Here is a 25,208-nt window from a genome sequence, read left to right as displayed (position 1 = left end):
GGCTACCTGCCCTGTGGCTCATAAGAAAACGGCCCGGACGCAGTCACTGCGTCCGGGCCGTTTTTTGTAACTTGTCAGGCGCGTTCCTTCATGGGATGCATGGTTGGCCTGTCCGGGCTGGCCTGGATATCCAGCTGGAGCGAGACCAGCAACATCTGGACACCCAGCACAAAGGGCACCACAGCAAGCATCACCGACCCCGCCGTCGGCGATCCGACGCTGGCAGCGAGGACCCAGGCGCCGACGCCGAGCCCCATGACGATCAGGACGAGTCCGGCGATCAGGAGCAAGGCCACGGCGGAGAAGGACCACACCATGTACTTCCACCAGACCCGCCGCCAGAAGCCACCAAACAACATGGCCAACAGTTCCGGAATGACCTTGCGCAGCTTGATGCTGGAGACTTCGTTTCCGTAAACAGCCGGAATCGGAACGTCGACGATAGGCACATCCAGGATGTTCAAGTGGATCAGGAGGTCGTTCTCGAAGCTGTAACGGGCCGCCACCTTGTTCATCGGCAGGCGGCGAAGAACCTCTGTCCGGATTGCGGTGTAGCCGTTCTGGGGATCGAAGATGTGCCAGTATCCGGAGGCAAGCTTGGTCATGAAGGACAAGACGATGTTGCCGAAAATCCGGTAGCCGGGCATGCCGGCGAAGGATTCACCGGAGAAGAACCTGTTGGCCTTCGCGAAACCGTAACCGTCAACCACGGGATCAAGCAACTGGGGAAGGTACTCCGGGTCCATCTGGGCGTCACCGGCCATGACCACATTGATGTCGGCACCGAGCTCCATTGCAGCCTTGTGCGCAGTCAGGACAGCGCCGCCGACTCCCTGGTTGACTTCGTGACGGATCAGGGTGACCCTGCCGTCGTCGGCGCGCCGGGCAGCGCCGGATGTGTCGTCGGGGCTGCAGTCATCGACGATGACGATGTGATCGACAAACTCCGGCATGGTCTGGATGACCTGCGCGATATGGTTCTCTTCTTTGTAGGCCGGTACTACCGCGGCAATTCGAACGCCTCGATACATCGCTTATCCTTCGCTGCTCTTTGGTGTGAGGTTCTGTGGTGGCGCGTCGGTGTCTGTCGCGCCATCGGTCTTGTGGCTGGTGTCCTTCACGTGCTTCTTCTGCGGGAAGACCCAGTGCTTGTAAATGAAGTAGTTCCAGGCCATGGTCACCGCGGTCGCCACCACTTTACCGGCAACGTAGCCCGCGCCAAGGAACTGGAAGAGCTCCACGATTCCCATGACCGCCAGGGTGTTGAAAACCAGGAGCCCCGAATAACGGAGCACGCCGCCAATGGCCGTGCCCCCGCCGCCGAAAGCGAAGTGCCGCTGAAGGAAGTAATTGAAGAAGAAGCTGCCCCAGAATCCGGCGCCAGTGGCGAGCCAGAGCGGCCAGCCAAAGACCTGGAAACACAATGCGAGCAGTCCCAGGTCAACCAGGAAGCTCAGGCCACCGATCAAAAGGAACCTGAAAAGGCTCGACGCCAGGAACTTAGCGATGAATGCCTTCATGGTCAGCAAATCCTTCCGAGCGGGGCGATGCCGTCAGGGTTTCGGTTTTCGAGGATGCCTGGCACGCCGTCAAGTTGGACCCTGTCCTTGGCGTCGGCGTCAAAGGCTTCCTTGCCGCCGGGCAACTGGGACCAGTCGATCTGGTAGAGCGCAGCGTTGCCTTCGCGCGTGACCAGCTTCAGGTACGGGATGGAATCCGGCTGGGTCAGGCCGGGCTTCGGTTCATCCCAGGCGCGGATGCGTCCGTCAGCGATGTAAACCCACTCGATGCCGAGTTCGGAAGCCGCCGCACGCGCTTGGGCATCAGTGGCCAGTTCCGGAAGTTTTTGCAGGACCAGAAGCTGCCTGTTGGTGGGAAGGACCTCGAAGTGCCGGATCATGGGCATGCGGTTGCCCAGGGCGTACATCCACACAGAACCGTCACACGAATCGTTGAGTACGGTGGCATCCTGCGGGACGTACTGGTCCATTTTGCTGAGGAGGTCCACCTCCGCAGCACTCAGCGTGGCGCCATCCACTTTGGTGTTGATGTTGATCCGCTCGGCGTTCTGCTTGAAGTACGGCGTGGCACCGATTCCTGCGGCCAGCAGCACGACGAACGGCGCGGCCACCGTCACCAGGCGACTGGGCCGCCGTCGTGCGTCACTGCCGTCTTCCGACGGCGACGACCGCCGCGCACGGATTTTGCCTGCCAGCCATTCGACTGCCTCGGCAGCCTGGGCAACGCCCAGGCCGGCCAACGGCACCAGGAGCATGACGAGGATACCGAAGATCCGCCACTGGTCATCGTAGAAGGGAGCCGTCAGGTTCAGGAACCGGGGACTCTCACTGCCCATGGTGTAGACCGAAAGGAAAGCGAAAGCCAGGACCGGTCCGAAATACCACCACATGCGGATGCGGAGCACCACCGCCAGGCAGCCCAAAGCCACCATGACAGTGAGGATCGGCATCGCAATGGATCCATGGTGCAGGAAGATGATGTTCTGGATGGCCCCGTTGCGGTCCGTATCCGGCGCCCACATCATCTTGGAGACCCGTTCGGACTCCTTGAGCATCTGCTGGATGATCGGCAGGCCAAGCACGGCGGCGAGCACCCCGGCAACTGCCAGGTAGACCGTGATGCCAAGGATCCGGCCCCTTCGCCTGATCGCGGCCGAAAGGAACCAGAAGACCAGCAACGGCAGGACGACGAACGCAAGGGAGGGATGGACGGCAATCAAGCCGACGGCACCGAACGCGATTCCGGGGATCCAGAACTTCCTGCCCTCCAGCGCCCCCTTGATGGCAAGGAAAGCGAAGGGGCCCACCAGCAGCATGCCGGCGAAGAACGGAATCAGTGGACCACGCCACAGGAGGTCGTAGGGATAGACCGTAAACCACCCGGACACGGCTCCGGCAGCGGCAACGGCAATCGGACGGCGCGTAACCACCATGGTCAGGGCCATAGTGCTCAACGGCAACTGGACCGCCATCATCACCAACACGAAAACGTTCAGGAAAACCGGGATGCTCACCCCGGTCAGGGGCCATACCAGGGACAGCAAAGCATGGAACGCAATGGGGTAGCTGCGGATCGGCGCATCGGCAATGGACGTGTCGTAGTAGGCAAAGTTACCCGCAATGCCCGGATCCCACTCGTGGTTGACCGAGATCAAACGGATCATGTTGGCGTGCCAGGGAATGTCCCAGTCCTGGTTGATGCCAAGGAGCCCCTCGGTACCAACAGTCCAGGACACTGCCGCCACAGCCCCGCCGGCCACCAGGCCGGCAAGCAGGATCCACCAGGCTCCCGAAATGTGGTGCTTGCCGAAGATTCCGGGACCGGACGGGACCGGCAACCCGAACCTGGCGGGGAACCGGCGCTGCAGCGTCAAGCGCAAGGCCAGAAGAACTCCGGCCAGAATCACCAGCACACCAGCAACAGGCAGCAGTTGCCAGCTCATGCCAAGCCCATGGCCCATGACGCCGATGACCGTCAGGGCACCCATTCCCAACAACGGTGCAACCACGGGCAGGATGGTCCGACGGACTCCCAGTGCCTCCCCGAGCAGCCAGCCGGGACCCCACCACAGCACAACGATCAGGAGTACACACAACAGCAGAGGGCCGATAGCCATTCCTACGGTCGCCTTTCTTAGATGCTTCCACCAGCCATCCGGTGACAGACGACTTATGCAGTTGGAGGCCGGACTAGTTGCGTTCCCTCAACCAAGCCACGGCTTGGTCTGCTGGACCTTCGAATTGCACGGTACCGGATGAGAGGACTACTCCCCTGTCACAAATGCGGGCGATCATGTCCAGGTCGTGGCTGACCACCACAAGGGTGCGGCCCTCATCGGACAACTGCTTGATTTTCGCCAGGCATTTGCGCTGGAACGGCTCGTCGCCCACCGCGAGGATCTCGTCCACAAGGAAGATATCCGGCTGGGTGTGCACCGCCACGGCAAACGCCAGGCGCAGGAACATTCCCGAAGAGTAGAACTTCACTTCCGTGTCGATGAACTGCTCGATCTCCGAGAAAGCGACGATCTCGTCGAATTTCGCGTTGATTTCCTCCTCGGTCATCCCGAGGATCGCAGCATTCAGGAACACGTTCTCCCGTCCCGAGAGGTCAGGGTGGAACCCGGCGCCAACTTCGATCAGGCCGGCAACCCGGCCCTTGGTACGGACCGTCCCCTTGTCCGGAAGGATCACGCCCGAAATCAGCTTCAGCAACGTTGACTTGCCGGAACCGTTGAAGCCCAGCAGTGCAACCGTCTCGCCAGGCTGGATCTCGAAGCTCACGTCATGCAGGGCATCGAATTTCTTGGTCAGTTCGCCCTTGCGTCCTTTGACCAGCCATACCAGCGTCTCCTTCAAGGAGTGTGAATGGCGGAGGTTGAAGGTCTTCTTCAGGTTCTTGACGATGATTGCGGCGCCCACTCAGACCTCCTGCGCAAAGTGGCCCTCAAGCCGGCGGAACACCAGCTGGCCAATAATAAGGAACACAGCGGCCATCCCCAGCCCGGCGAAACCAGTCATGAGGAGGTGCGGCGGCAATTCAACCGGCTTGGTGACGGTCGGGTACCAGAAGGCCCAGTGGAACAATTCCACCGCGACGGTCACCGGGTTCAATTGGTAGATCGTCAGCGCCCAATCGGGAGCGAGGCGGCGGATCATGGTCCAGTCATAGAGGACCGGGGACGTCCAGGTAACAACCATCATGAGCATGTCCACGATGTTCTCGGCATCGCGGAAGAACACGTTGATGGCGCCAGCGAGCAGACCCAGGCCGGTGGCTGTGACGGCAACGATGATGAAGCCGAGCAACGCTCCGAAAAGCTGGAGGGCGTCCGGGCGCCACCCGTTGAGCAGCGCTGCCGCCAACAGGACCACCAACTGCGGCAGGAAGTGCACTGCGGCAACCCAGACCGAAGCCACAGGAAACAGCTCCCGCGGAAGGTAGATCTTCTTCACCAAGGCGGCATTCCACACGATGGAACGCGTGGCGTTGGAGAACGCTTCGGTGAAGAAATTCACCACGATCACGCCCGAGAACATGTACAGGGCGTAGTTGGGGATCTGGTCGCCTACCCGAAGGACGATGCCGAGGGCCAGGAACAGGACCAAGTACTGGACCAGGGGTTTGACGTAGGACCAGGCCAGTCCCAGCACCGAACCCCGGTAGCGGACCCGCAGTTCCTTGCGGACGATCAGTTTGAGGAGGTACCGGCGCCGGAAGACATCCAGCAGCCCGGCACCAACCCCGGGAACAGCATATGTATCAGTCGACTCGGCCATCGCTACTGTTTGGGCTCCGAAGCGTCGAAGGTTTCGCGCCATGAATCCATCGAGGTGATCTCGTGCAGGGCTTCGCGGTACTCTGCGCGCAGGGCTTCCCAGTTCGAGAAAAGCTGCGCGTGGAGCTGGGCGCTTTCCACAAGCATGCGGCGGACGAGCTTCGGATCACGCCGGTACCACGACGCACCCGTGCCGTCAGCGTTCGACACGACGGCACTGTCAAGGTGCGCGAGGCTCCACCATTTGCCGTCTTGGTGCGCGACGTGGGCTTCGGGGTTGGTTCCAGCCGATTCGCGGACCGGTGCGATGGTCTGCTTCAGGACAGTCTTAACCGCCCACGGAAGCAGGCCGAGGGCACCCGGCTGCTTGTACGTCTGGGGCTTCTTCGGGGGACGCTTCCGGAAAACTTCGGGGAAGGCTCCCGGATCAGTCTTTACCTGTGAGTCGACGAAGTCCTCGCGCATGGCCCGGAGTTTGGGCATGGTTGTGGGCAGCTGCTCGTGCAGCTTCCCTGGTCCTTCAAGGACGTCCTTGAGGGCCATGATGCGCGCCTGCTCCGGGTAGTACTGCATGGACACAAGGTGCTTGATGTCGGTGTTCAGGCTCTCCCGGAAGATTCGTCCGCCCTTGGGGAACGGGGAATGCAGGAGCGTCGCGATGAGGCGGTTGCGCTCGTGGTAGTACGCCTGCCAGTCCACGGAGTCGTCCTTGTCGGCCCAGGAAACGTGCCAAACGGCCGCACCGGGAAGGGTGACTGTCGGGAAACCGGCTGCACGGGCACGCAGGGAGTACTCAGCGTCGTCCCACTTGATGAAGACGGGAAGCGAAAGGCCAATCTTCTCAATGACCGTCTTCGGAATCAGGCACATCCACCAGCCGTTGTAGTCGGCATCCCAACGACGGTGCAGGAGTGGCGTGGAGCGCAGCCCCTCAGCCGAGAAGTCATGGTTGCCAAGGCCCTCGACGGGACCCCAGAGGAACCGGTAGAAGTTCACCACTTCGGCGTAGGCGTGAAGCACAGACTTGTTGTACATATCGAACATGTGGCCGCCAACGATCGTTGGCTTGCGGCAGAGGTCGGCGAAGGCAACTGCGCGGAGTACGCCCTCGGTTTCCAGTTCGATGTCGTCGTCGAGCAACATGACGTAGTCGCTCTTGTCGGTGACCAGGGTCTCGTACATGTTCCGGGCAAAACCACCGGAACCGCCGAGGTTTCCCTGGTTGATGATGCGCAGCTGGTCTCCCATGGAGGCTGCAACGGCATCAAAACCGTCCTCGTCGGCAACCTTTTTGTTGCCCTGGTCCACGATGATCAACTCGGCCAGGATCTGGCGAAGTCCGGCGTCGGCGTCGATCGACTTGATGGTCTCGAGGCAGTAATCCGCACGGTTGAAGGTGGTGACACCAAGGGTCACCTTGCCCTGCGGACGGCCCTCGGACGGAACGGCCCAGTGGGCCTTCTTCAGCGTCATTCCGTCGCCGCCGGCGATCAGGTCGAACCAGTACCACCCGCCGTCACCGAAGGGCGCCAGGGTCAGTTCAACGTCGTTTGACGCCTGGCCCTCCACCAGGATGGAGTCCACACGCTGTGAGGCTCCCCTGGCGTTGGAGCGATAGACGATGACCGTGCCTTCGCCTGCGGTTTCGATGTGCAGGACCGTCTTGGTGGCAATGGTCCACTTACGCCAGTAGCTGGCCGGGAAAGCATTGAAGTACGAGCCGAAGGAGAGTCGCTCGCCCCTCCGGACCTGCACGGATCCACGGTCCAGGATGTCTTCCGGGTGAAGCTTGCGGGCCATGCCTACGGCCTGGATGACCGCTGTGCCGTTCTCGTCCTGTTTGCGGACCTTGTTCGTGTCAGGGTCAACGTAAAGAGGCAGGGTGTCGAGGTCCCGGTTGGCGGGGAAGACCACGCGCTGGACGATCCGAAGGTCCTGGTCGCCGGCCTCGGCTTGGGCAACGGTCATGGAAGTCTCCTGGCTTTCGTTAGTCGTGGCGGTCATGCGTCCACTCCACCGCTTTCCAGCTTGGCGCCGCCTGTGAAGTGCGGCTTGATCTTGTTGTCGAACATGGACAGCGCAGAACCGATGGCCATGTGCATGTCCAGGTACTTGTAGGTTCCGAGCCGGCCACCGAACAGCACCGACTTCTCGCCGCGTGCAAGGTCGCGGTAGGCAAGCAGTTTGCTGCGGTCATCGGAAGTGTTCACGGGGTAGTAGGGTTCGTCGCCCTTCTCCGCAAAGCGCGAGAATTCCCGCATGATGACCGTGGCGTCCTTCGTGTAGTCCCGCTCGGGGTGGAAGTGGCGGAACTCGTGGATGCGGGTGAAGGAGGCATCGGCGTCCGGATAGTTCATGACGGCGCAGCCCTGGAAGTCCTCAATGGGAAGGACTTCTTCCTCAAGGTCGATGGTCCGCCAGGACAAATCGCCTTCCGCGTAGTCGAAGTACCGGTCCACCGGCCCCGTGTAGATGACCGGAACCTGGCCCAGCACGGACGAGCGGCCAAATTCGCCGTCGTCGAAGAAGTCGGTGTTCAGGATGACCTCGATGTTCGGGTGGTCCGCCATCCGCTCGATCCATGCCGTGTAGCCGTCAACCGGAAGGCCTTCGTAGGTGTCGTTGAAGTACCGGTTGTCGTAGTTGTAGCGGACGGGGAGCCGGGAGATGATCTCTGCGGGCAGGTCCTTGGGATCCGTCTGCCACTGCTTGCCCGTGTAGTGCTTGATGAACGCCTCATACAGCGGGCGGCCAATAAGCTGGATGCCTTTGTCGTTGAGGTTCTGCGGGTCAGTACCGGCCAACTCGCCGGCCTGTTCGTTGATCAGGGCACGGGCCTCCGCCGGGCTCATCGCGGAACGGAAGAACTGGTTGATGGTGCCCAGGTTGATGGGCATGGGGTACACCTCGCCCTTGTGGCTGGTGTACACCTTGTGCTGGTAGCTGGTGAACTTGGTGAAGTTGTTCACGTAGTCCCAAACACGTTCGTTGGAAGTGTGGAAGAGGTGCGCGCCGTAGCGGTGGACCTCGATTCCCGTCTTCTCTTCATTCTCGCTGTAGGCGTTTCCTCCAATATGGTGGCGGCGATCAAGCACCGCGACCTTCAGCCCCAACTCGGTAGCGGCGCGTTCTGCAATGGTCAGGCCAAAGAAACCCGAGCCGACGACGACGAGATCAGCGTTCACAAACTCTCCTGTGTATTGGCGTGCGGGCACAGAAGTGCCCACGTCTACTGGTCAAGGCTACCCGACGGGACGCGGGTTCCCCGTATCCGGGGCACTGCCGGGCAGGGACCTGGGAGGTCCCTGAACAGCAAAGGGAGGCTGGCAAAAGCCAGCCTCCCCCACAACCCTCAGCCGGGTTGGCAGCTCAAAGGGCGATGACGGAACCCGACTTTGCCGAGTCCAGGACGGCCTCCGCAACCCGCAGGGTTTCCAGACCTTCCGCCATGGTGACAATGTTCAGCGACTTGCCAAGCACGGCGTCGCGGAAAGCCTCGTGCTCCATCTTGAGGGGCTCCCGCTTGGCCAGGGCGAATCGCGTGGACGATCCCTCGGAGACACCGCGGAATGCCGCGATGGAATCCCAGTCAGTCTGGAACGTCCCATTCTCAACAAACGTGAGGTCTGCGGAGATAGTGTCTGCAATGAAGGCTCCACGCTCGCCGAGGACCACCGTGGTGCGCTCCTTCATCGGTGACAACCAGTTCACGATGTGGTTGGTGACGACGCCGCTCTTGAGGTGGCCAATGGCCGTAACCATGTCCTCGTGCTCGCGGCCACTCCTGGATGTCGTGTGGGCCACGACGTTGACGAAGTTGCTCTGGGCCAGCCAGGCGGTGAGGTCGATGTCGTGCGTGGCAAGGTCCTTGACCACGCCGACGTCCGCGATGCGTGCCGGGAACGGCCCCTGGCGACGGGTGCTGATCTGGTAGACCTCGCCGAGGTCTCCGTTCTCCAGCCTGTCGCGGAGGCTCTGCAGGGAGGGGTTGAAGCGTTCGATGTGTCCCACTGCGCCAATGAGGCCCTTGGACTCGAACGCCTCGGCAATGCGCCGGCCCGACTCGGAGTCATTCGCAATGGGCTTCTCCACCAGGCAGTGGATGCCCGCATCAGCCAGCTGGAGGGCCACTTCTTCGTGCAGGATGGTGGGAACGGCGGCAACTGCCATGTCGATCCCCTGCGCGATGAGCTCCTCCACCGTGTTGTATACGGTGAGGCCATCGGCAACATTGTGCGGATCACCAAATGAATCCGCCACTGCAACCAGGTCCACGCCTTCGAGCTCACGAATAACGCGGGCGTGATGGCGGCCCATCATGCCCAGCCCAATGAGCCCCGCGCGAAGGTTCGCCACTAGCTACCTGCCTTCGCAACAGCATTGACCGCCGCGACGATGCGCTCAAGGTCATCCTGGCTCAGCGAGGGGTGGACCGGAATGGACAGCACGTGGGTGGCGGCTTCCTCGGTGACGGGAAGATCGTCAGAAGTCCGGAACGGGGCGAGCTGGTGGTTGGGGATCGGGTAGTAGACACCGCAGCCCACCTGGTACTCCTCGCGCAGCGCCTTGGCGAAGCCATCCCGGTCGTCAGCAATTCGGATGGTGTACTGGTGGTACACGTGCTCGTAGCCTTCAGCGACCTTCGGGGTCACAACGCCTTCGATGTTGGCGTCGAAGAAGGCTGCGTTTTCCTGACGGGTCTTGGTCCAGGCTTCCACCTTGGTCAGCTGGACCCGTCCGATTGCTGCATGGATGTTGGTCATGCGGCAGTTGAAGCCAACCAGTTCGTTTTCGTACTGGCGCTCCATGCCCTGGTTCCGGAGGAGGCGGAGGCGTCGTTCGACGTCGGCCAAACCGGTGCTGACCATGCCGCCTTCGCCGGAGGTCATGTTCTTGGTCGGGTAGAGGCTGAACATGGCGAAGTCACCGAAAGTACCAACTTTGCGGCCGTTTACGGCAGCGCCGTGGGCCTGTGCTGCGTCTTCGAAGACCTTGACGCCGTGCTTGGCAGCCAACGCGCCGATCGCGTCCACATTGAAGGGGTGTCCATAAAGGTGGACCGGCATGATGGCCGCGGTGCGGTCCGTAATCCTGGACTCAACTGAAGCAGGGTCAAGCGTGTAGTAATCGGGATCGACGTCCGCGAAAACGGGTGTTGCTCCCGTGAGGGCGACGGAGTTCGCTGTGGCCGCGAAAGTGAAGGAGGGAACGATCACTTCGTCGCCCGGACCAATCCCGGCAGCAAGCAGGCCGAGGTGGAGCCCCGAGGTGCCGGAGTTGACGGCAACTGCTGCCCGGCCATCCAGGAGGACCTGGGAAAACTCCTGCTCGAACGCCGCAACCTCGGTGCCCTGGGCGAGCTGACCGGTGGCCATGACAGCCGTGACGGCTTTCGCCTCGTCGTCGCCGATGATGGGCTTGGCGGGGGGAATGAATTCGGGGCTCATGCCTCTACCTCTCGAAGAGTCTCGTTCTGTTCAACATATGTGGCGCCCGTTTCTGGACATACCCAGTGCTCACCACTGCGCTGCAACGGGAAACCTGCCTTGCCAACCCAACCATGCCGCTTCGCGGGAACGCCAACCATCAAGGCAAAGTCGGGCACGTCCTTGGCCACGACGGCTCCCGCGGCAACGGTGGCCCACCGGCCGATGGTTACCGGTGCCACGCAGACGGCGCGGGCGCCGATGGACGCACCCTCGCGGATGGTCACCCCCACCGGTTCCCAATCGTGGGCACTCTTCAGGCTCCCGTCGGGGCCAACAGCACGGGGGTACGTATCGTTCGTCAAGACCACGGCGGGACCAATGAAGACGCCGGCTTCAAGCTCGGCGGGCTCATAGACGAGCGCGTAATTCTGGACCTTGCAGTTGTCTCCCATTTTTACGCCTGTACCAATGTAGGCACCACGTCCGACAATGCAATTGGTGCCCAATTCGGCCTTTTCGCGGACTTGTGCGAGGTGCCAAATCTTGGATCCCTCACCAATTACGGCCTCGTCTGAAACATCGGCGCTCTCTGCAACCACTATCACCGGTGAAGGTCCTTCCTCATTGAGCACACGCGACAACGAGTTTCATCTTAGCCGAGACACCATGCACCCGCGTCAAGGCGGCTTTGCGCGGCAAAACACAGCAAAGTTGTCCACATAGCCGCTCCCAGCGAAGGAAAACAAGGGCAAGGGCTGCGTAGCGTCGAAAGCAACGGTCCCGCTCCCACCCCCGGCGCAATCGAAAGGAACAGCCGATGCCCCTTGAGTGCACCCTTGTTCGCGGCCCTGCAGCGGCGTTTCAATCGCAGCCTGAGGAACTTTCCATCGATGTCGCCGACGGCACCCCCGGTGACCGGCTGCAGAAGCTGCTGACAGTGGCGCGCCACTCCGGCGCGCTGTCCGTCGCGGGAGTGGACGTGGCGGCGTTGACAGTGGGAAAGCCCCCGTTGGTGAATGGCGCGGTACTGGTGGACGGCGCTGTCAGCAAGCGTGGGACAGGTGCCCCACGGGATATGGGTCAGCCTTCGGCGTTGATGCTGCTGACGCACTCGGGCCCCGACGCCGGTGCCGTGTTCTTCCTGACGCGCGGACGCTACGCCATCGGTCGGGGAAGCTGCGATGTCTCACTCCCGGATCCTGGCATGTCGCGGGATCATGCCCTGTTGGAAGTTTCTGCAACGGCGCTACGCCTGAAGGAGACGTCCGGCTTAGTGCACGTAGACGGCAGGCGTGCCCGCCGCTCCACTTTAACCTCGTCGTCGAAGGTGCACTGCGGCAACTCGGAATTCTCGATCCACGCGTCCACCGGGGGCAGGCCAAGCCTACCGACCGAAGCCGGCAGATCCGTGCAGGAACCGCTCGATGTCAGCCGGAGGACTCCCCCGCGAAACCGTTGGGCGACTGCCATCGGCGCCCTGCTCCCCCTGCTTGTTGGGGTGGGGCTTGCAGTGGCAACCGGAATGTGGATGTTCCTCGGCTTTACGGCCATCTCCGCTGCCAGTCTCCTGGTTCCGGCTATGGCGGGCAGGAAAGGAAACCAGGAATTCCGGACGGCGCTGGAGCGGGCCGTCCGCGAAGACGCAGAGCGACGAAGGCGGTGCTCGCCATCTGCGGCAGAGATCAGCGTCGCTGCCGGTCACGTGTGCGAAGGGTCCTGTTGGCAAGTTGGTCCCTTACCCGTTGCTTTATCCTCCTCCGCGACGGAGACCGGCCCGGCAGACCCTTACCTGGGCACCAGGGAAGTCCACGTCTGGCTCCGGCTTGGGGTGGGAAGGGTGGTATCCAACATCCGGGTGGTACCACCGGACCCCTCTTTCAGTCCGCCCGCACTTGAAGCCGCTCCCGTGACGTTGGATCCGTCACTGCCAATCGTGACCCTCCTAGGACCACGCCACCACGTAGACGGACTGGTCCGCTTACTGGTGGTGCAGTTGGCCAGCTTCCCCCTGGCCTCGGGCATCCCGGTGATCTTGCTCGGCAAAGCCCACCGGCTACCCTTGTCCGCGCGGTTCCTGGATGGATGTGTTCTTGTCCCAGACAATTCCTCGGCGTTGGACGCCCTCGGCCGGTTTGAGGGCAGGCGTGCCGGGAAACTGTTCATCCTGGACCCCGGCCCTACGGTCGACGACTACGAGAACCTCATCTCTGCAGCGAAAGCTGCCTCGTGGCAGCTCATCATCCATGGCAGCGGAGCGGGCGACGAACCTGCCAACGTCGTCCAACTCGAAGCCTCCGGAGTGTCGGCCAGGCTCAAAACCGGTGGAACGGTGCTGCCATTCGTTCCGGATTTGGTGTCGGAACGCACTTTCGATCGCGCATGCCGCCATCTCGCGGGCAGGGAACCGAGGGAAACCACCGGGCACCACCCCGTCATACCCGCACAGTGTTCACTCGAAGAACTTGCATCAATCAGGTCCCGGAGCGTGGTCCGGCGCTGGACATCGGAAAGCCGGCGCAAGGCCCTGGAGGCAATCCTCGGCAGGGACGCGCACCGTCCGCTGACGTTCGACTTCCACGTGGACGGACCCCATCTGTTGATCGCCGGTACTACGGGCTCCGGCAAGTCGGAATTGCTGCGGACACTCGTAGCCTCACTGGCGCTCAAATACACGCCGGAGCACGTCGTCTTCGTTTTCATCGACTTCAAAGGCGGGTCAGGGCTGGGGCCATTGACATCACTGCCCCACTGCGTCGGCATCTTCACGGACCTCGCCAGTTACGAGCTGGAGCGGGCATTGGCCTCCCTGCGGGCTGAAATCAGGTACCGCGAGGAACGCCTGTCCGCAGCCGGAGCCGCGGATCTTGCCGGGTATCTGCGTTCGCAGCACGCGGACTCTTTGCCCATCCCCCATCTGATGCTCGTTGTCGACGAATTCAGGATGTTGGTGGACGACGCCCCTGCGGCCTTGAGCGAACTTATGCGCATCGCCACGATCGGCCGGTCGCTGGGCATCCACCTGGTGATGGCCACGCAGAAACCCCAAGGTGCCTTGACCTCCGATATCCGCGCAAACGTAACGTCCAGCATCGCCCTTCGCGTCCAGTCCGACGGCGAGTCCATGGACATCATCAATTCCAAGGCCGCAGCGGCCATCCCCGTCCGCTTCCCCGGGCGCGCCTTCCTGGTGCGGGCTTCCGGGCCCCCGGAGGAGTTCCAATCAGCCTGCCTGGATGTCCCCGGCGGGGACTCCCCCGGCACGGCCGTCGACGCGTCGTTGGTGAAGTCTGCCCGCAACGCCCTGAACTCGGGACACCCGCCCTCGGCACGTCCTGATGGACCTGGTCACGCCGCCACCACGGGCCTTGCCACGGTGGTGTCCGCCATCGGGACGGCATGGCACGCTCATGGCGGCAGTACTCCGCGCCATCCCATACACGTTCCACTCCCGGCCAGCATTCCATGGGACGCGGACTTGTCTGCACTTGCCGCACCGCGTGGTCCGGAAAGCCCGGGTGACGGTTCGTTCTGTCAGGATTCCGAACTGCTGGTCGATCTCGGCCTGTTGGACAGACCGGAACGCCAGTCGGTTCAGATCCTTCAGTGGGCACCGCAGTCCGATGGGCATCTGGCCATGATCGGCAGCGGAGCCAGCGGCATGCCCCAAAGCTTCCTGGCAGTAACTGCCGCTCTTGAGGGCAACCCTGCGGGTCCCCACCTCTACATCCTCGACGCCGTTGGCATCCTCGGACCGGCCGGAGAGTCACGCCTGTGCGGCGCCACCGCCGGGCTTCACGAACTGCCGTTGGCAGCCCGGGTCCTGGAGCGGTTATCCCAAGAGATGGCCGAACGACGCAGCTCCGCGCATCCCGGAAGGCAACATCCACCGTTGGTCCTTGTTGTGGCCGGTTGGTGCGCATGGCAAGCCGCTTTCAGGGCCAGCCAGTGGGCTGGGGCGGAAGACCTTTTCCGCGATATCGTCCGGGATGGCACTGCGCTCGGAGTCACCGTGTTGGTCTGTGGCGAGCGCGAGCTGGTAGGCTCCCGCTTCTTTGCCGCAATTCCAAGCCGTGCCTTCTTTCCCACCGCATCAACAGACGAATCACGGTTTCATTGGCCCCGGCTCCCGGAGACACAACAGGTCCCCGGAAGGGCCGTGGTCTTCGGAGCCATCGCCCATGGTGAACCCTCCACCGCCCAATTCCGCGATGCCCCGACCGGACCCACAGGGCCACTTCAACAACGGACCAGCACATCAGAACCACCGTTCCGCGTCCGGGCCCTTCCGCGCCGGCTCGATCGGGCGCTGTTTGAGCTCAAGGTTTCCAACACTGCTTCGCTTGATCCCCGGAACCTCTGGATCGGACTGGGCGGAGACGAGGCAGTTCCGGTGGCACTGCCACTCAAGCCAAAGGGCCTGAGCCTTGTGCTCGGCGCTCCCGGTTCAGGAAAGACATCCATCCTCAACACCCTTCAGGCCCTCAACCCTCACGCTCGGTGGATCCGTCCCGGGCCCGGAGAACAACCCGGACCTTTCTGGGCCAAGGCAGCCACGGATTTCCAGTCCGAAAGCTGCGATCCGGAATGCCTGTTGCTGGTTGACGACGCGGACACCTTGGACCCGGAGGCACGCCAAGCACTAGCCAGCCTCATGGGACAGACGCGCGGCATCATCCTGACCGCGACCACAAGCCCGGCTCTACACCGAAGGTTGCCCCTTATTGATGACGTGCAAGCCAGCCGGATGGGGATTGTCCTGGCACCGGGGTCTCCCCTGGACGCCGATATTCTCGGCGTCCGGTTGCCGGTGGAAGGCCAGGCCATCCCCGGCCGCGGACTCCGGATCAGCGGCAACGAGCTGCTGCCCTTCCAAGCAGTCTTCGACCACAGCCGGCAGGGCTAAATGGCGCCTTGCGAACCGCCGGTCCGTGACGCGTAGGAAATCACTGGGCGCTGGAACAGGAACACCAGCGCGGCAAGCGCCGGAACAATCATGGCCAGGCCGGGGAGGAGCAACCCGCCGGACATCGTCGGGAATCCGATGGTCAGGACGAACAACTGCGCAACCAGTGCAGCTGCCCTGGTCCATCTGTACCCGCGGAAGAGGAAGTGTCCCACCGCGAACAACCAGGCAGAGAAAGCCAGCAGCAGCCCCAACGTGAAGACAGCCCCCCAGAAGGTAAGGACGGGCGCACCGCTCAGCAGTTCAAAGGCATACCAGGCCGCAGCTCCCAAGAGGGCAAGTGCCTCAAGCACCACCACCAGGGAGATGACCACGATGCCTGCGGGCCGGCCGCCCCGGCCCTGTTCTGGACCTGCGGATTTTGCCGTGGCCGGAGGGCGGGTTGAATCGTCGTTTCCATCGTGGCCTGAGGATGGCTGGGCAGGGTTGGCGGGAGGTCTTGACACACTGGCACACTACCCGAGATAGTCATTGAGCAGTGAGGGCACTGGCAGCTGATGTGATGCATCGCTCACGGATTCCGGGCATTTCAACAACTAAAACCCCTTGTTTACAAGGCGTTAACATGAAACGCTTGACTCAGACGACCAAGGGGGCCCATGCGGGCCCCTTTCCTTTGGAGCCTCTCGTGAATGTTTTCACAAGAGCCGCTCACCTAGTTCTCACACGAATGGAGTGACTGATCAGCATGGATTGGCGTAATCGCGCAGCCTGCCTCGACAAGGACCCGGAACTCTTCTTCCCAGTCGGAAACACGGGGCCTGCACTTCTCCAGATAGAAGAAGCCAAGAGTGTTTGCCGCCGCTGCCCCGTTGTGGACACCTGCTTGCAGTGGGCCCTCGAGTCCGGACAGGATGCCGGCGTCTGGGGCGGCATGAGCGAAGACGAGCGCCGCGCCCTCAAGCGCCGCGCAGCCCGCGCACGCCGGGCTTCCTAGGCACTCGAACAAACAAAGAAAGACCGCGGACCAAACTGGTCCGCGGTCTTTCGCATTAAGGCAACTGCGCCGGGCCTAACCCCGGGCCAGGTTGAGGACAATGTCGACGGCGGTACCCCCACCGTCGCGCGGGCTCCACTGGATGGTGCCCCCCAGTTCGCTGGTGACGAGGGTTCGCACGATCTGGAGACCCAGGCCTTCGGCATACTGTCCGTCCGGAAGCCCCACGCCATCGTCGGCGACGGTTACGGTCAGGAATTCGTCATTTCCATCGCCGGCCGTACGGTCGGCCAACAGCCAAACAGTCCCGGTCCGCCCTTCCAGGCCATGCTCAACGGCGTTGGTCACAAGTTCATTGATGACCAGCGCCAAAGGCGTGGCAAAATCGCTGGGCAATTCACCGAACAGGCCGGACCGCTCAGTGCGGACATGCTGCGACGGTGAAGCAACCTCTGCCGAGAGCCTGAACTGCCGGCCAATGAGCTCATCGAAGTCCACACTCTGCGTCAACCCCTGGGACAGCGTCTCGTGGACCAGCGCAATGGTCGCCACGCGGCGCATCGCTTGCTCCAACCCCTGTTTTGCCTCGTCGCTGACCATGCGTCGGGATTGCATCCGGAGGAGGGCAGCCACCGTCTGGAGGTTGTTCTTCACCCGGTGATGGATTTCGCGGATGGTGGCGTCCTTGGTCACCAGCTCCATTTCCCGCCGCCGCAGTTCCGAGACGTCACGGCACAGGACCAGGGCGCCAAAGCGATGCTGCTCGTCCCGCAAGGGAATGGCCCTCAGTGAGAGGCTGACGCCGCGGGACTCAATTTCGCTGCGCCAAGGCATGCGTCCAGTGACCACCAAGGGCAACGTCTCATCGACCATCCGGCGGTCCTTCAGCAGCCCGGCGGTAACCTCGGCCAGGGACCTGCCCTCCAGCGATTCCACTTCGCCAAGCCGGCGGAAAGCGGAGACTCCATTGGGGCTCGCGTACTGCACCACGCCGTCAGCATCGAGCCGAATCAAGCCGTCACCCACGCGCGGGGCGCCACGGCGGGAACCCGTGGGCGAGGCGAAGTCCGGCCAGAGCCCAAGGGTTCCCATGCGGAGGAGGTCGTAGGCACACTGGCGATAGGTCAGTTCGAGCCGCGACGGCATACGGGAGCTCGACAAATCCATGTGCGAGGTCACCACAGCGAGGGTCCGGCCGTTGCGGACCATCGGAACGGCCTCAACGCGCAAGGCCATTTCGCTGCTCCAGCTTGTCTCGCTGGAGCGCTCGATCGAGCGGCTGTTCCAAGCCTTGTCCACCAAGGGACGCAGGTCGGAGCGGATGCCCTCGCCAACGAAGTCCGCGTGGAACACCGTGTGGGATGTCGACGGACGGACGTGGGCGAGGGCTATGTAACCGAGCTCGGGATGCGGAAACCACAAAGCGAGGTCCGCGAACGCCAAGTCGGCGACCATTTGCCAGTCGCCGACCAGGAGGTGCAGCCATTCAGCATCTCCCGGCCCGAAATCAGCATGTTCCCTGATGGGGTCCGTAAAGATTGCCACTGCACCTCCAGTTACGACGCGGGCACAACGCTAGCGTCGGACGATTGACCTCAAGAGCCTTAATGCTACCGACAGTGAGGCCATGTCGTCGGCTTCGAGGGCATTCACCTCATCGAACATGGTCTTCGCGCGTCCAAGTTGCTCGGCGTTCTGTCCCTCCCACGACTTGAGGCGATCCTCGGCGGCGGTTGCCGCGTCGCTCGACTCGAGGACCGACGTCGTCATATCCGCCACGGTGGAGTAGAGGTCGTCACGCAAGGCAGCGCGGGCCAACGCCTGCCACCGGTCATCACGGGGCAAGGCGCTGATGCGTTCCAGCAGCGAGTCGGCGTGGAACCGGTTGAACACGGTGTAGTAGACCTGTGCCACGTCCTCGACGCTGGTGCCGCGGGCCTGGGCAATCCTTGCGATGTCCAGAAGCGCGTAGCTTTCGAAGAGTTCCGCCCACCTGTGAGCCAAGTGATCCGGAAGTTCCCAGCCATGGGCTTTGTCCAGCCAACCGGAAATGCGTTCCTTATCCTCACCGCGCAGGTAATCCAGCAACCGGCCCCGCAACGGCGCCATCATCGGTTTGAAGGACTCCACCACCTCGGCAATCGGCTGCGAAGCGATGCTCTGGCCCAGTACCCAACGGACGGCACGGTCCAGGAGGCGCCGGATGTCCAAGTGGACTTCGCTCCAGTGCTCGGTGGGGAACGAGGCCGGGAGGGCATTCAGTTCGTCAATCATCGAGTCAAGGTCGTAGATCTCGCGCAAGGCCACGAACGCCTTGGCAACAGCCACCTCGTTTGCCGAGGTCTCCTCGATGGCCCGGAAGGCGAAGGTGATTCCGCCCAGGTTGATGATGTCGTTCGCCACCACAGTGGCGATGATTTCCCGGCGCAGCGGATGGGTGTCCAGTTCGGCGTCGAATTTGTCGCGAAGCTGCTTGGGGAAATACGAGCGGATGGTGTCCTTGAACCAAGGATCATCCGCGAGGTTGCTGTCGCGGAGCGCCGCTCCGAGTTCGATCTTGGCGTAGGCCGCCAGGACGGACAGTTCCGGAGACGTCAGTCCTTGGCCTTGTTCGAGCCGCTGCCGCAGCGTCTCGGTGGACGGCAGTGCCTCAAGGTCGCGCTTAAGGTCGGCCGACTTCTCGAGCCAGTCCATGAGCCGCTCATAACTGGGGCTCCATTCGGCAACACGGGTCCGGTCGTTGAGCAACAGGATGTTCTGGTCGATGTTGTCCTGCAGGACCAGGCGGCCCACCTCGTCGGTCATGTCGGCCAGGAACGCAGCCCTTTCGGACGCGTCCAGCTTGCCGGCCGAAACCATGCGGTCCACGAAGATCTTGATGTTGACCTCATGGTCCGAGCAGTCCACTCCGGCAGAGTTGTCGATCGCGTCGGTGTTGAGGATGACGCCCTGCAAGGCGGCCTCGATGCGTCCCCGCTGGGTCAAGCCCAGGTTTCCGCCCTCGCCGACAACCTTGACACGCAGGTCCTTGCCGTCCACCCGGATGGAGTCGTTGGCCTTGTCGCCCACCACGGCATTGGTTTCGGTGCTGGCCTTGACGTAGGTGCCGATCCCGCCGTTGTACAGCAGGTCTGCCGGGGCCAGGAGGATCGCCCGGAGCAACTCCGGCGGGCTCAGTTGGGTGGTGCCTTCGGGCAGTCCCAGCGCCTGGCGGACCTGCTCGGAAACAGGGATGGTCTTGGCCTGGCGCGCGTAGACACCGCCGCCTTCGCTGATGAGCGAACGGTCGTAGTCATCCCATGATGAGCGCGGCAGTTCAAACAAGCGCTGCCTCTCGGCAAACGAGGAGGCTGCATCAGGGGCAGGGTCGAGGAAGATGTGCCGGTGATCGAAGGCAGCCACGAGCCGGATGTGGCGTGACAACAGCATGCCATTGCCGAAGACATCGCCTGACATGTCGCCTACGCCCACCACAGTGAATTCTTCGGTCTGGGTATCAAGGTCAAGTTCACTGAAGTGTCGCTTGACGGATTCCCACGCACCGCGGGCTGTGATGCCCATGGCCTTGTGGTCGTAACCCACCGAGCCGCCGGACGCAAAAGCGTCACCAAGCCAGAAACCGTACTCGGCGGCGAGCCCGTTGGCTGTGTCGGAGAACGTTGCCGTTCCCTTGTCCGCCGCGACCACCAGGTAGGAATCGTCGCCGTCGTGACGGACAACGTCCGACGGCGGGACAAGCCGCTCGCCGTCGGAGGACGTCACGAGGTTGTCCGTAATGTCCAGCAGCCCACGGATGAACGTCTTGTAGCTTTCGATGCCCTCGGCCATCCAGGCCGCACGGTCGACGGCCGGGTTGGGCAGTTTCTTGGCGAAGAACCCGCCCTTCGCTCCTGTCGGAACGATCACTGCGTTCTTGACGGTCTGCGCCTTCACGAGGCCCAGGATTTCGGTCCGGAAGTCTTCCCGGCGGTCCGACCACCGCAAGCCGCCACGGGCCACCTTGCCAAAACGAAGGTGGACGCCTTCGACGCGGGGCGAGTAAACCCAAATCTCGTACATGGGACGCGGGAAGGGCAGCCCATCGATGGTGGTGGGATCGAGCTTGAAGCTCAGGTAGCCCTTGTCCTGGAAGTAGTTGGTCCGCAGCGTCGATTCGATCAGGTTGACGAACGTGCGCAGCACCCGGTCTGCGTCAAGCGTGGCGACCTCCTCGATTGCCTCGGCGAGCGCCAGGCGGGCGGCGGCCTGGCGGGCGGAGCGCTGCCCGTCTTCCACGGCCGGGTCAAACCGGGCCGCGAACAACACCATCAGTCCGCGGGCGACGTCCGGATTGGCCAGGAGCGTGTCGGCGATGAACCCAAACGAGTTGGTGTTGCCCATCTGCCGCATGTACTTGGCATAAGCACGCAGCACCGTCACCTGCCGCCAGTGAATGCCTTCGCGCAGCACCAGCCGGTCAAAGTTGTCCGATTCGACCGAGCCCGTCACCGCAGCACCGAAGGAGTCGGCAAGGAGGTCACCCGTTGCGAGCGGATCGATCCCCGCCGGGTACTTCAAGCCGAGGTCGTAAAGGAAGAAGTCGCGGTGGTCGGCTGTTTCGATCTCAAACGGACGCTCGTCCAGGACTTCCAGGCCCAGGTTGTGGAAGTAGGGAAGGATTTGGCTCAGGCTCTTGGGCTCCATGAGGTAGAGCTTTACCCGGGCGTCTTCCTCGAGGGACTCCCCTGCCCCTTCCGGGAGGTAGACGTGCACGCCTGGACGGATCCCGGCGTCAGCCGCGCCTGTGCGTTTGGCCTGGGCTCCATAGTTTTCGAAACGCTCAATATCCTCAAGAGCGTCTTCCACCTCGTAGTCCACGCGGTAACCCGCCGGGAAAGCTTCCGCCCACAACGTTGACAACACTTCAGCTTCGTCGCCGGGCCGGTTTTCCCTGAGGACCTCGGCGATGCCCTCGCTCCAGGAACGGGATGCACGCATCAGCCTGTGCTCCAGCTCCTGGACGTTAACGTCGGCGAGTTCGGCGGTGCGGGGCAGCCGGATGCGGAAGAACACGCGGGCGAGGGCTGACTCCGTAATCCTGGCCTCGTAGTCGATGCTTTCTGCGTGGAAGGTCTCCCGAAGCTCCTGCTCGATCCTGAGCCGAACGCTGGTGGTGTACCTGTCACGTGGCAAATAAACGACGGCGGACATGAACCGGCCGTAGATGTCGGGCCGGAGGAAGAGCTTGGTCCGGCGCCGTTCCTGGAGCCTCTGGATTCCCGTTGCGGTCGCCGCGAGGTCGGGGATCTCGATTTGGAACAACTCGTCGCGGGGGTACGTTTCCAGGATGCCCAGGAGGTCCTTGCCCGAGTGCGAATCGGTGGGGAACCCCGCATTGCGAAGCACGGCGTCCACCTTGTCCCGGACAATAGGGATGCTGCGGACCGATCCTGTGTAGGCACTGGTGGCGAACAAACCAATGAACCTGCGTTCGCCGTTCACGTTGCCCGCGGCATCGAAGCTCTTGACGCCGATGTAGTCAAGGTAGGCCGGGCGATGAACGGTTGACCGCGAGTTTGCCTTGGTGATCACCAGGGCACGCTTTTCGCGTGCCCGCTTGCGGCCGGCGTCCGTCAGGTGTTGGATTTGACGGGTGTTGTCGCCAGCGCGGAGCAGGCCGAGGCCGCTGTCTTCCCGAAGTTCCAGGACATCCTCGCCATTGTCGTCAATGAGGTCATACTCCCGGTAACCGAGAAAGGTAAAGTTCCCGTTGTCCAACCACCGCAGCAGGTCCTGCGCCTGCCGGAGTTCGGCGATTTGTTCGGGGTGGGCGACTGTCCCCAACGCTTCAGCCAACTCACGGGCCTTGCTCCGCATCTTTGGCCAGTCTTCGACGGCGGCCCTGACGTCTCCCAGGACCCTTACCAGCCCGGCGACCAGCTCACTGCGGGCATCGTCGCTGACCCGGTCGATTTCCACTGCAATCCACGACTCCATGTGGGAAGCGTTGTCACCGTCGCCAAGCAGGTGGGCAACGCTGGGCAGGGCGGCAGTGTCGCCACTGGAAATGCCAATGTTGGACGGCACCCGCGAGACCTTGCTCAAAGCACCGGACACGCGGTCGCGCGTCACCACGAAGAGGGGGTGCATCACCAGGCGGATGGCGCAGTTCTGACGTACCAGTTCGGCGTTGACTGAGTCCACCAGGAAAGGCATGTCGTCGGTGACGATGTAAACGACACTTCGGTCGGCTTCGCTGTCCACTTCGACAATCGGGCTGCCGGGCCGGCGGGACTCCGCGATCTTCTTGTGCTTGTTGGCCCGGGCAATCAGCAGTTCGGGGGAATAACCCCGGGAGTCATCTTCGGCGAGGTGCTCGTAGTAGTCACCGAAGAACCCTTCCCGGACAACTGCTGCATCGGACCGATCCTCCACGCTGGACCCTGACGACATCTACAAACGCCTCCATTACCTGTCGATTGCTGCGACTCTGCAGCCCACATGGTGAGCCTAGCGCTTAAGCAGGTGTATGGCTCTGGTAGATCGTCCAGCAGATTTGCGATTTTGCTGGTTGGGTGCACAGACCAGTCCAGCGATGGCCAACCGCAGGGAGGAACCGGGAGCAGACTCCAGCAGGACGGTCCCGGAGAGCAAGGCAGCATCACAAGCAGGAAAGTCCGCCGGGAGATACGCCTCGATGCCCCGCAGCGGCCCAAAGCGCTGCCACGCCTCAGCCAATTGTCGACGGGGCGACCTCCCCACCGACGCCTGCCGAACCTTGTTCAGGACGATCCTCGGTGAGAGGTGCGGAGCGGCCATCTCCAGATCGGCGAGGCCACGGACCAGCCTGGGGACGCCCACAGCGTCGGCCGCACCAACGGCTATAACCTCATCGGCCAACTCCAGGCACCGGAGGGTCGCCCCATTCCTGCGCGGCGCCATCGTGTCAAAGCTCAACTCCTCGTCTGCTTCAAGACAGAATCCCACGTCCACCACCACCACGCTTGCCGCGTGCCTTGCACGTTCGAGGACGACGGACAAGGCCGGGGCCCTCAGTTCCGTCCAGCGATCCGAGCGCGTAATGCCACTGAGGATCCGGAAGCTCCCGGCCGAGGTGTGGACATGGGTGGCCGCGCGGTCGAAGGCCGCCCCATCCAGGATTCCCTGGTCCGCGAAACGACAGGCCTGGGCGAGCCCGGCCGATTCGTCGAGGAGGCCAAGCATTGCCGCCGCGCTCGCTCCATAGCTGTCAGCATCAATCAAGATCACGGTGTCTCCTGCCGCAGAAAGTTCGGCAGCAATGTTGATGGCAACGGTGGTACGCCCTGGCGCTCCCACAGGCCCCCACACCGCGATAACCCGGCCAGGCTCCGACCCATCCTCCGGAACGGCCGGCTCCGCCGGACCCGACGGGTGGACAGACAGTTCGGCGAATCCGGCATCCATGACGGACCCCTGCCAGCCCCGCTCCCGGTGCATCTCCACTGCTTCGGATATCTTCCCGGCCAACTCGCTTGGCCCGATACCCACCGCCGCCGGAGTGACGCCAAAGGACTGCAGGCGCGCAGCCTCGGCTGGATCGTCGGTCAGCGCAACTATGGAAACCCCGACAATATCCATCCGGGCCACCAAGGAAGCAGTCAGATCTCCCGAGCCTTCCGACACCACAGCGGCCTGGGCCAGCCCGCTCTGGCAGGCCGCCATGAGCTCAGCCAATTCGGAGCAGCGCCGAACAACCGTGACTGGTCCGTGCAAGCGTTCAAGTCCGCCCACCAGGGCTTCGGTCGCCTGTCCAAAAGTGACAACTGCAATACTCATCGGCCAACACCCGAGGGGTTCCACACCACCGACACCTTGGCGGCATTGGCTTGCGCCCCCAACAACGCGGGCATCTGCTGGTCTGTCACGAGCACCAGGACAACGGTGGCCTTTGAACCGCCCAGAGTAGTAGAGCCCGGAGTTACCTGCGATATCTCGGCCCCAGGCAGCAACAGGGTTGGCTGGTCGTAAGCCCGTTTGGAACCCGGCATCGCCACCCAGACGTCCACCCGGGCACCGGCGACCACCTGCACAGGCAGCGGTTCCTCCACTGAAATGGCTACCGGTTTACGGTTCAGGGACTCCGGCTGCCCGAGGCTCCTGCGTGGAACGAGCTGATCCTTCTCTACCCGCTGAAGCGCTACCTTGCCTTCCGTCAGTCCATCCGCAACGGTCATATACTCCGGCTCTACCTCGTCCAGGCGCACATTGACTACCTTGAGGTCATCGCGGGTGACCAGCTGGCCCACGGCGATTGGTTCCCGCGCGGAAAACATCGGCGTGGTCTTGTCCGCCGAACCGACAACCGCGACCACCCCCGATACCGATACAAGAACCAGCAGGAGTCCAATAAGGAGGCGCGGATCCTTCCACGAGGGCTTCTTCAGCCTTCCGCCGGCGCTCGTGTTGTCTTGGTCCATTCGTGGCGCTCCCAGTCAGCTCATGCAGGATGTCGTCGGGCCTACCCATTCTTGCCGGGCCGATCGGGAGCACCAAAGCCAATGGGGGCAAAGTGCCGGAAATTGTGGATAACTGCACCAAACCAGCCAACCAGTGGCAAAA

The 25,208-nt window shown here is 62.7% G+C and carries 17 protein-coding genes; 2 read left to right on the top strand and 15 right to left on the bottom strand.

What is annotated here, in order from left to right; genetic code table 11:
• Nucleotides 1-74: 74 nt before the first annotated feature.
• From ACH488_RS03620 to ACH488_RS03575, 10 genes are all read right to left on the bottom strand, one after another.
• Entirely contained in the window at nt 75-1,031 is a 957-nt protein-coding gene (locus tag ACH488_RS03620) for a glycosyltransferase family 2 protein (RefSeq protein WP_397322327.1), read from the bottom strand.
• Nucleotides 1,032-1,034: 3 nt separating this feature from the next.
• Nucleotides 1,035-1,520, bottom strand: a complete 486-nt coding sequence (locus tag ACH488_RS03615) for a GtrA family protein (protein WP_397322326.1) — start codon at nt 1,518-1,520, stop codon at nt 1,035-1,037.
• 2 nt (nt 1,521-1,522) lie between these two features.
• A complete protein-coding gene (locus ACH488_RS03610; RefSeq protein WP_397322325.1) occupies nt 1,523-3,637 on the bottom strand; it encodes a DUF6541 family protein in 2,115 nt (704 codons plus the stop codon).
• Between the two features lie 73 nt (nt 3,638-3,710).
• Complete coding sequence (locus ACH488_RS03605; protein WP_397322323.1) at nt 3,711-4,442, bottom strand: ABC transporter ATP-binding protein; 732 nt, start codon at nt 4,440-4,442, stop codon at nt 3,711-3,713.
• Nucleotides 4,443-5,300: an ABC transporter permease gene (locus ACH488_RS03600; RefSeq protein WP_397322322.1), complete on the bottom strand. Its 858-nt coding sequence runs from the start codon at nt 5,298-5,300 to the stop codon at nt 4,443-4,445.
• Between the two features lie 2 nt (nt 5,301-5,302).
• On the bottom strand, nt 5,303-7,303 hold the full coding sequence (locus tag ACH488_RS03595) for a glycosyltransferase (RefSeq protein ID WP_397322321.1): 2,001 nt from the start codon (nt 7,301-7,303) through the stop codon (nt 5,303-5,305).
• Nucleotides 7,300-8,484, bottom strand: a complete 1,185-nt coding sequence (glf, locus tag ACH488_RS03590; RefSeq protein WP_397322319.1) for a UDP-galactopyranose mutase — start codon at nt 8,482-8,484, stop codon at nt 7,300-7,302. The genes ACH488_RS03595 and glf overlap by 4 nt, the downstream gene beginning before the upstream one ends.
• A gap of 184 nt (nt 8,485-8,668) precedes the next feature.
• The gene (locus ACH488_RS03585; protein WP_397322318.1) at nt 8,669-9,655 is read right to left on the bottom strand and encodes a Gfo/Idh/MocA family oxidoreductase; all 987 of its coding nucleotides are present in this window, start codon (nt 9,653-9,655) and stop codon (nt 8,669-8,671) included.
• Nucleotides 9,655-10,746: a DegT/DnrJ/EryC1/StrS family aminotransferase gene (locus ACH488_RS03580; protein ID WP_397322316.1), complete on the bottom strand. Its 1,092-nt coding sequence runs from the start codon at nt 10,744-10,746 to the stop codon at nt 9,655-9,657. Before ACH488_RS03580 ends, ACH488_RS03585 begins: the two co-directional genes overlap by 1 nt.
• Nucleotides 10,743-11,360: an acyltransferase gene (locus tag ACH488_RS03575; protein WP_397322315.1), complete on the bottom strand. Its 618-nt coding sequence runs from the start codon at nt 11,358-11,360 to the stop codon at nt 10,743-10,745. Before ACH488_RS03575 ends, ACH488_RS03580 begins: the two co-directional genes overlap by 4 nt.
• 185 nt (nt 11,361-11,545) lie before the next feature.
• Between ACH488_RS03575 and ACH488_RS03570 the strand changes: the two genes are divergently transcribed.
• Nucleotides 11,546-15,631, top strand: a complete 4,086-nt coding sequence (locus ACH488_RS03570) for an FtsK/SpoIIIE domain-containing protein (protein WP_397322314.1) — start codon at nt 11,546-11,548, stop codon at nt 15,629-15,631.
• Here ACH488_RS03570 and ACH488_RS03565 read toward each other — a convergent pair.
• The gene (locus tag ACH488_RS03565) at nt 15,628-16,137 is read right to left on the bottom strand and encodes a hypothetical protein (protein WP_397322313.1); all 510 of its coding nucleotides are present in this window, start codon (nt 16,135-16,137) and stop codon (nt 15,628-15,630) included. The genes ACH488_RS03570 and ACH488_RS03565 overlap by 4 nt on opposite strands.
• A 242-nt stretch (nt 16,138-16,379) precedes the next feature.
• Between ACH488_RS03565 and ACH488_RS03560 the strand changes: the two genes are divergently transcribed.
• Nucleotides 16,380-16,628 carry a WhiB family transcriptional regulator gene (locus ACH488_RS03560; protein ID WP_003804966.1) on the top strand — a complete coding sequence of 83 codons (249 nt, stop codon included), beginning with the start codon at nt 16,380-16,382 and terminating at the stop codon, nt 16,626-16,628.
• A gap of 75 nt (nt 16,629-16,703) precedes the next feature.
• Here ACH488_RS03560 and ACH488_RS03555 read toward each other — a convergent pair whose 3' ends face one another.
• From ACH488_RS03555 to ACH488_RS03540, 4 genes are read right to left on the bottom strand one after another with little or no spacing between them, the layout of a single operon-like run.
• Entirely contained in the window at nt 16,704-18,173 is a 1,470-nt protein-coding gene (locus ACH488_RS03555) for a sensor histidine kinase (RefSeq protein WP_397322312.1), read from the bottom strand.
• A gap of 30 nt (nt 18,174-18,203) precedes the next feature.
• Nucleotides 18,204-23,060, bottom strand: a complete 4,857-nt coding sequence (locus ACH488_RS03550; RefSeq protein ID WP_397322310.1) for an NAD-glutamate dehydrogenase — start codon at nt 23,058-23,060, stop codon at nt 18,204-18,206.
• Between the two features lie 57 nt (nt 23,061-23,117).
• Nucleotides 23,118-24,425, bottom strand: coding sequence for a CpaE family protein (locus ACH488_RS03545; RefSeq protein ID WP_397322309.1), 1,308 nt, complete (start codon nt 24,423-24,425; stop codon nt 23,118-23,120).
• Nucleotides 24,422-25,066 carry an SAF domain-containing protein gene (locus tag ACH488_RS03540; RefSeq protein ID WP_397322308.1) on the bottom strand — a complete coding sequence of 215 codons (645 nt, stop codon included), beginning with the start codon at nt 25,064-25,066 and terminating at the stop codon, nt 24,422-24,424. Before ACH488_RS03540 ends, ACH488_RS03545 begins: the two co-directional genes overlap by 4 nt.
• Between the last annotated feature and the right edge of the window lie 142 nt (nt 25,067-25,208).

The organism is Paenarthrobacter sp. NPDC018779 (assembly GCF_044391085.1).
In the GTDB taxonomy this organism is placed as follows: domain Bacteria; phylum Actinomycetota; class Actinomycetes; order Actinomycetales; family Micrococcaceae; genus Arthrobacter.
The sequence above is the reverse complement of the archived record's forward strand: the minus strand, read 5'-3'. Positions and strand labels throughout refer to the sequence as shown.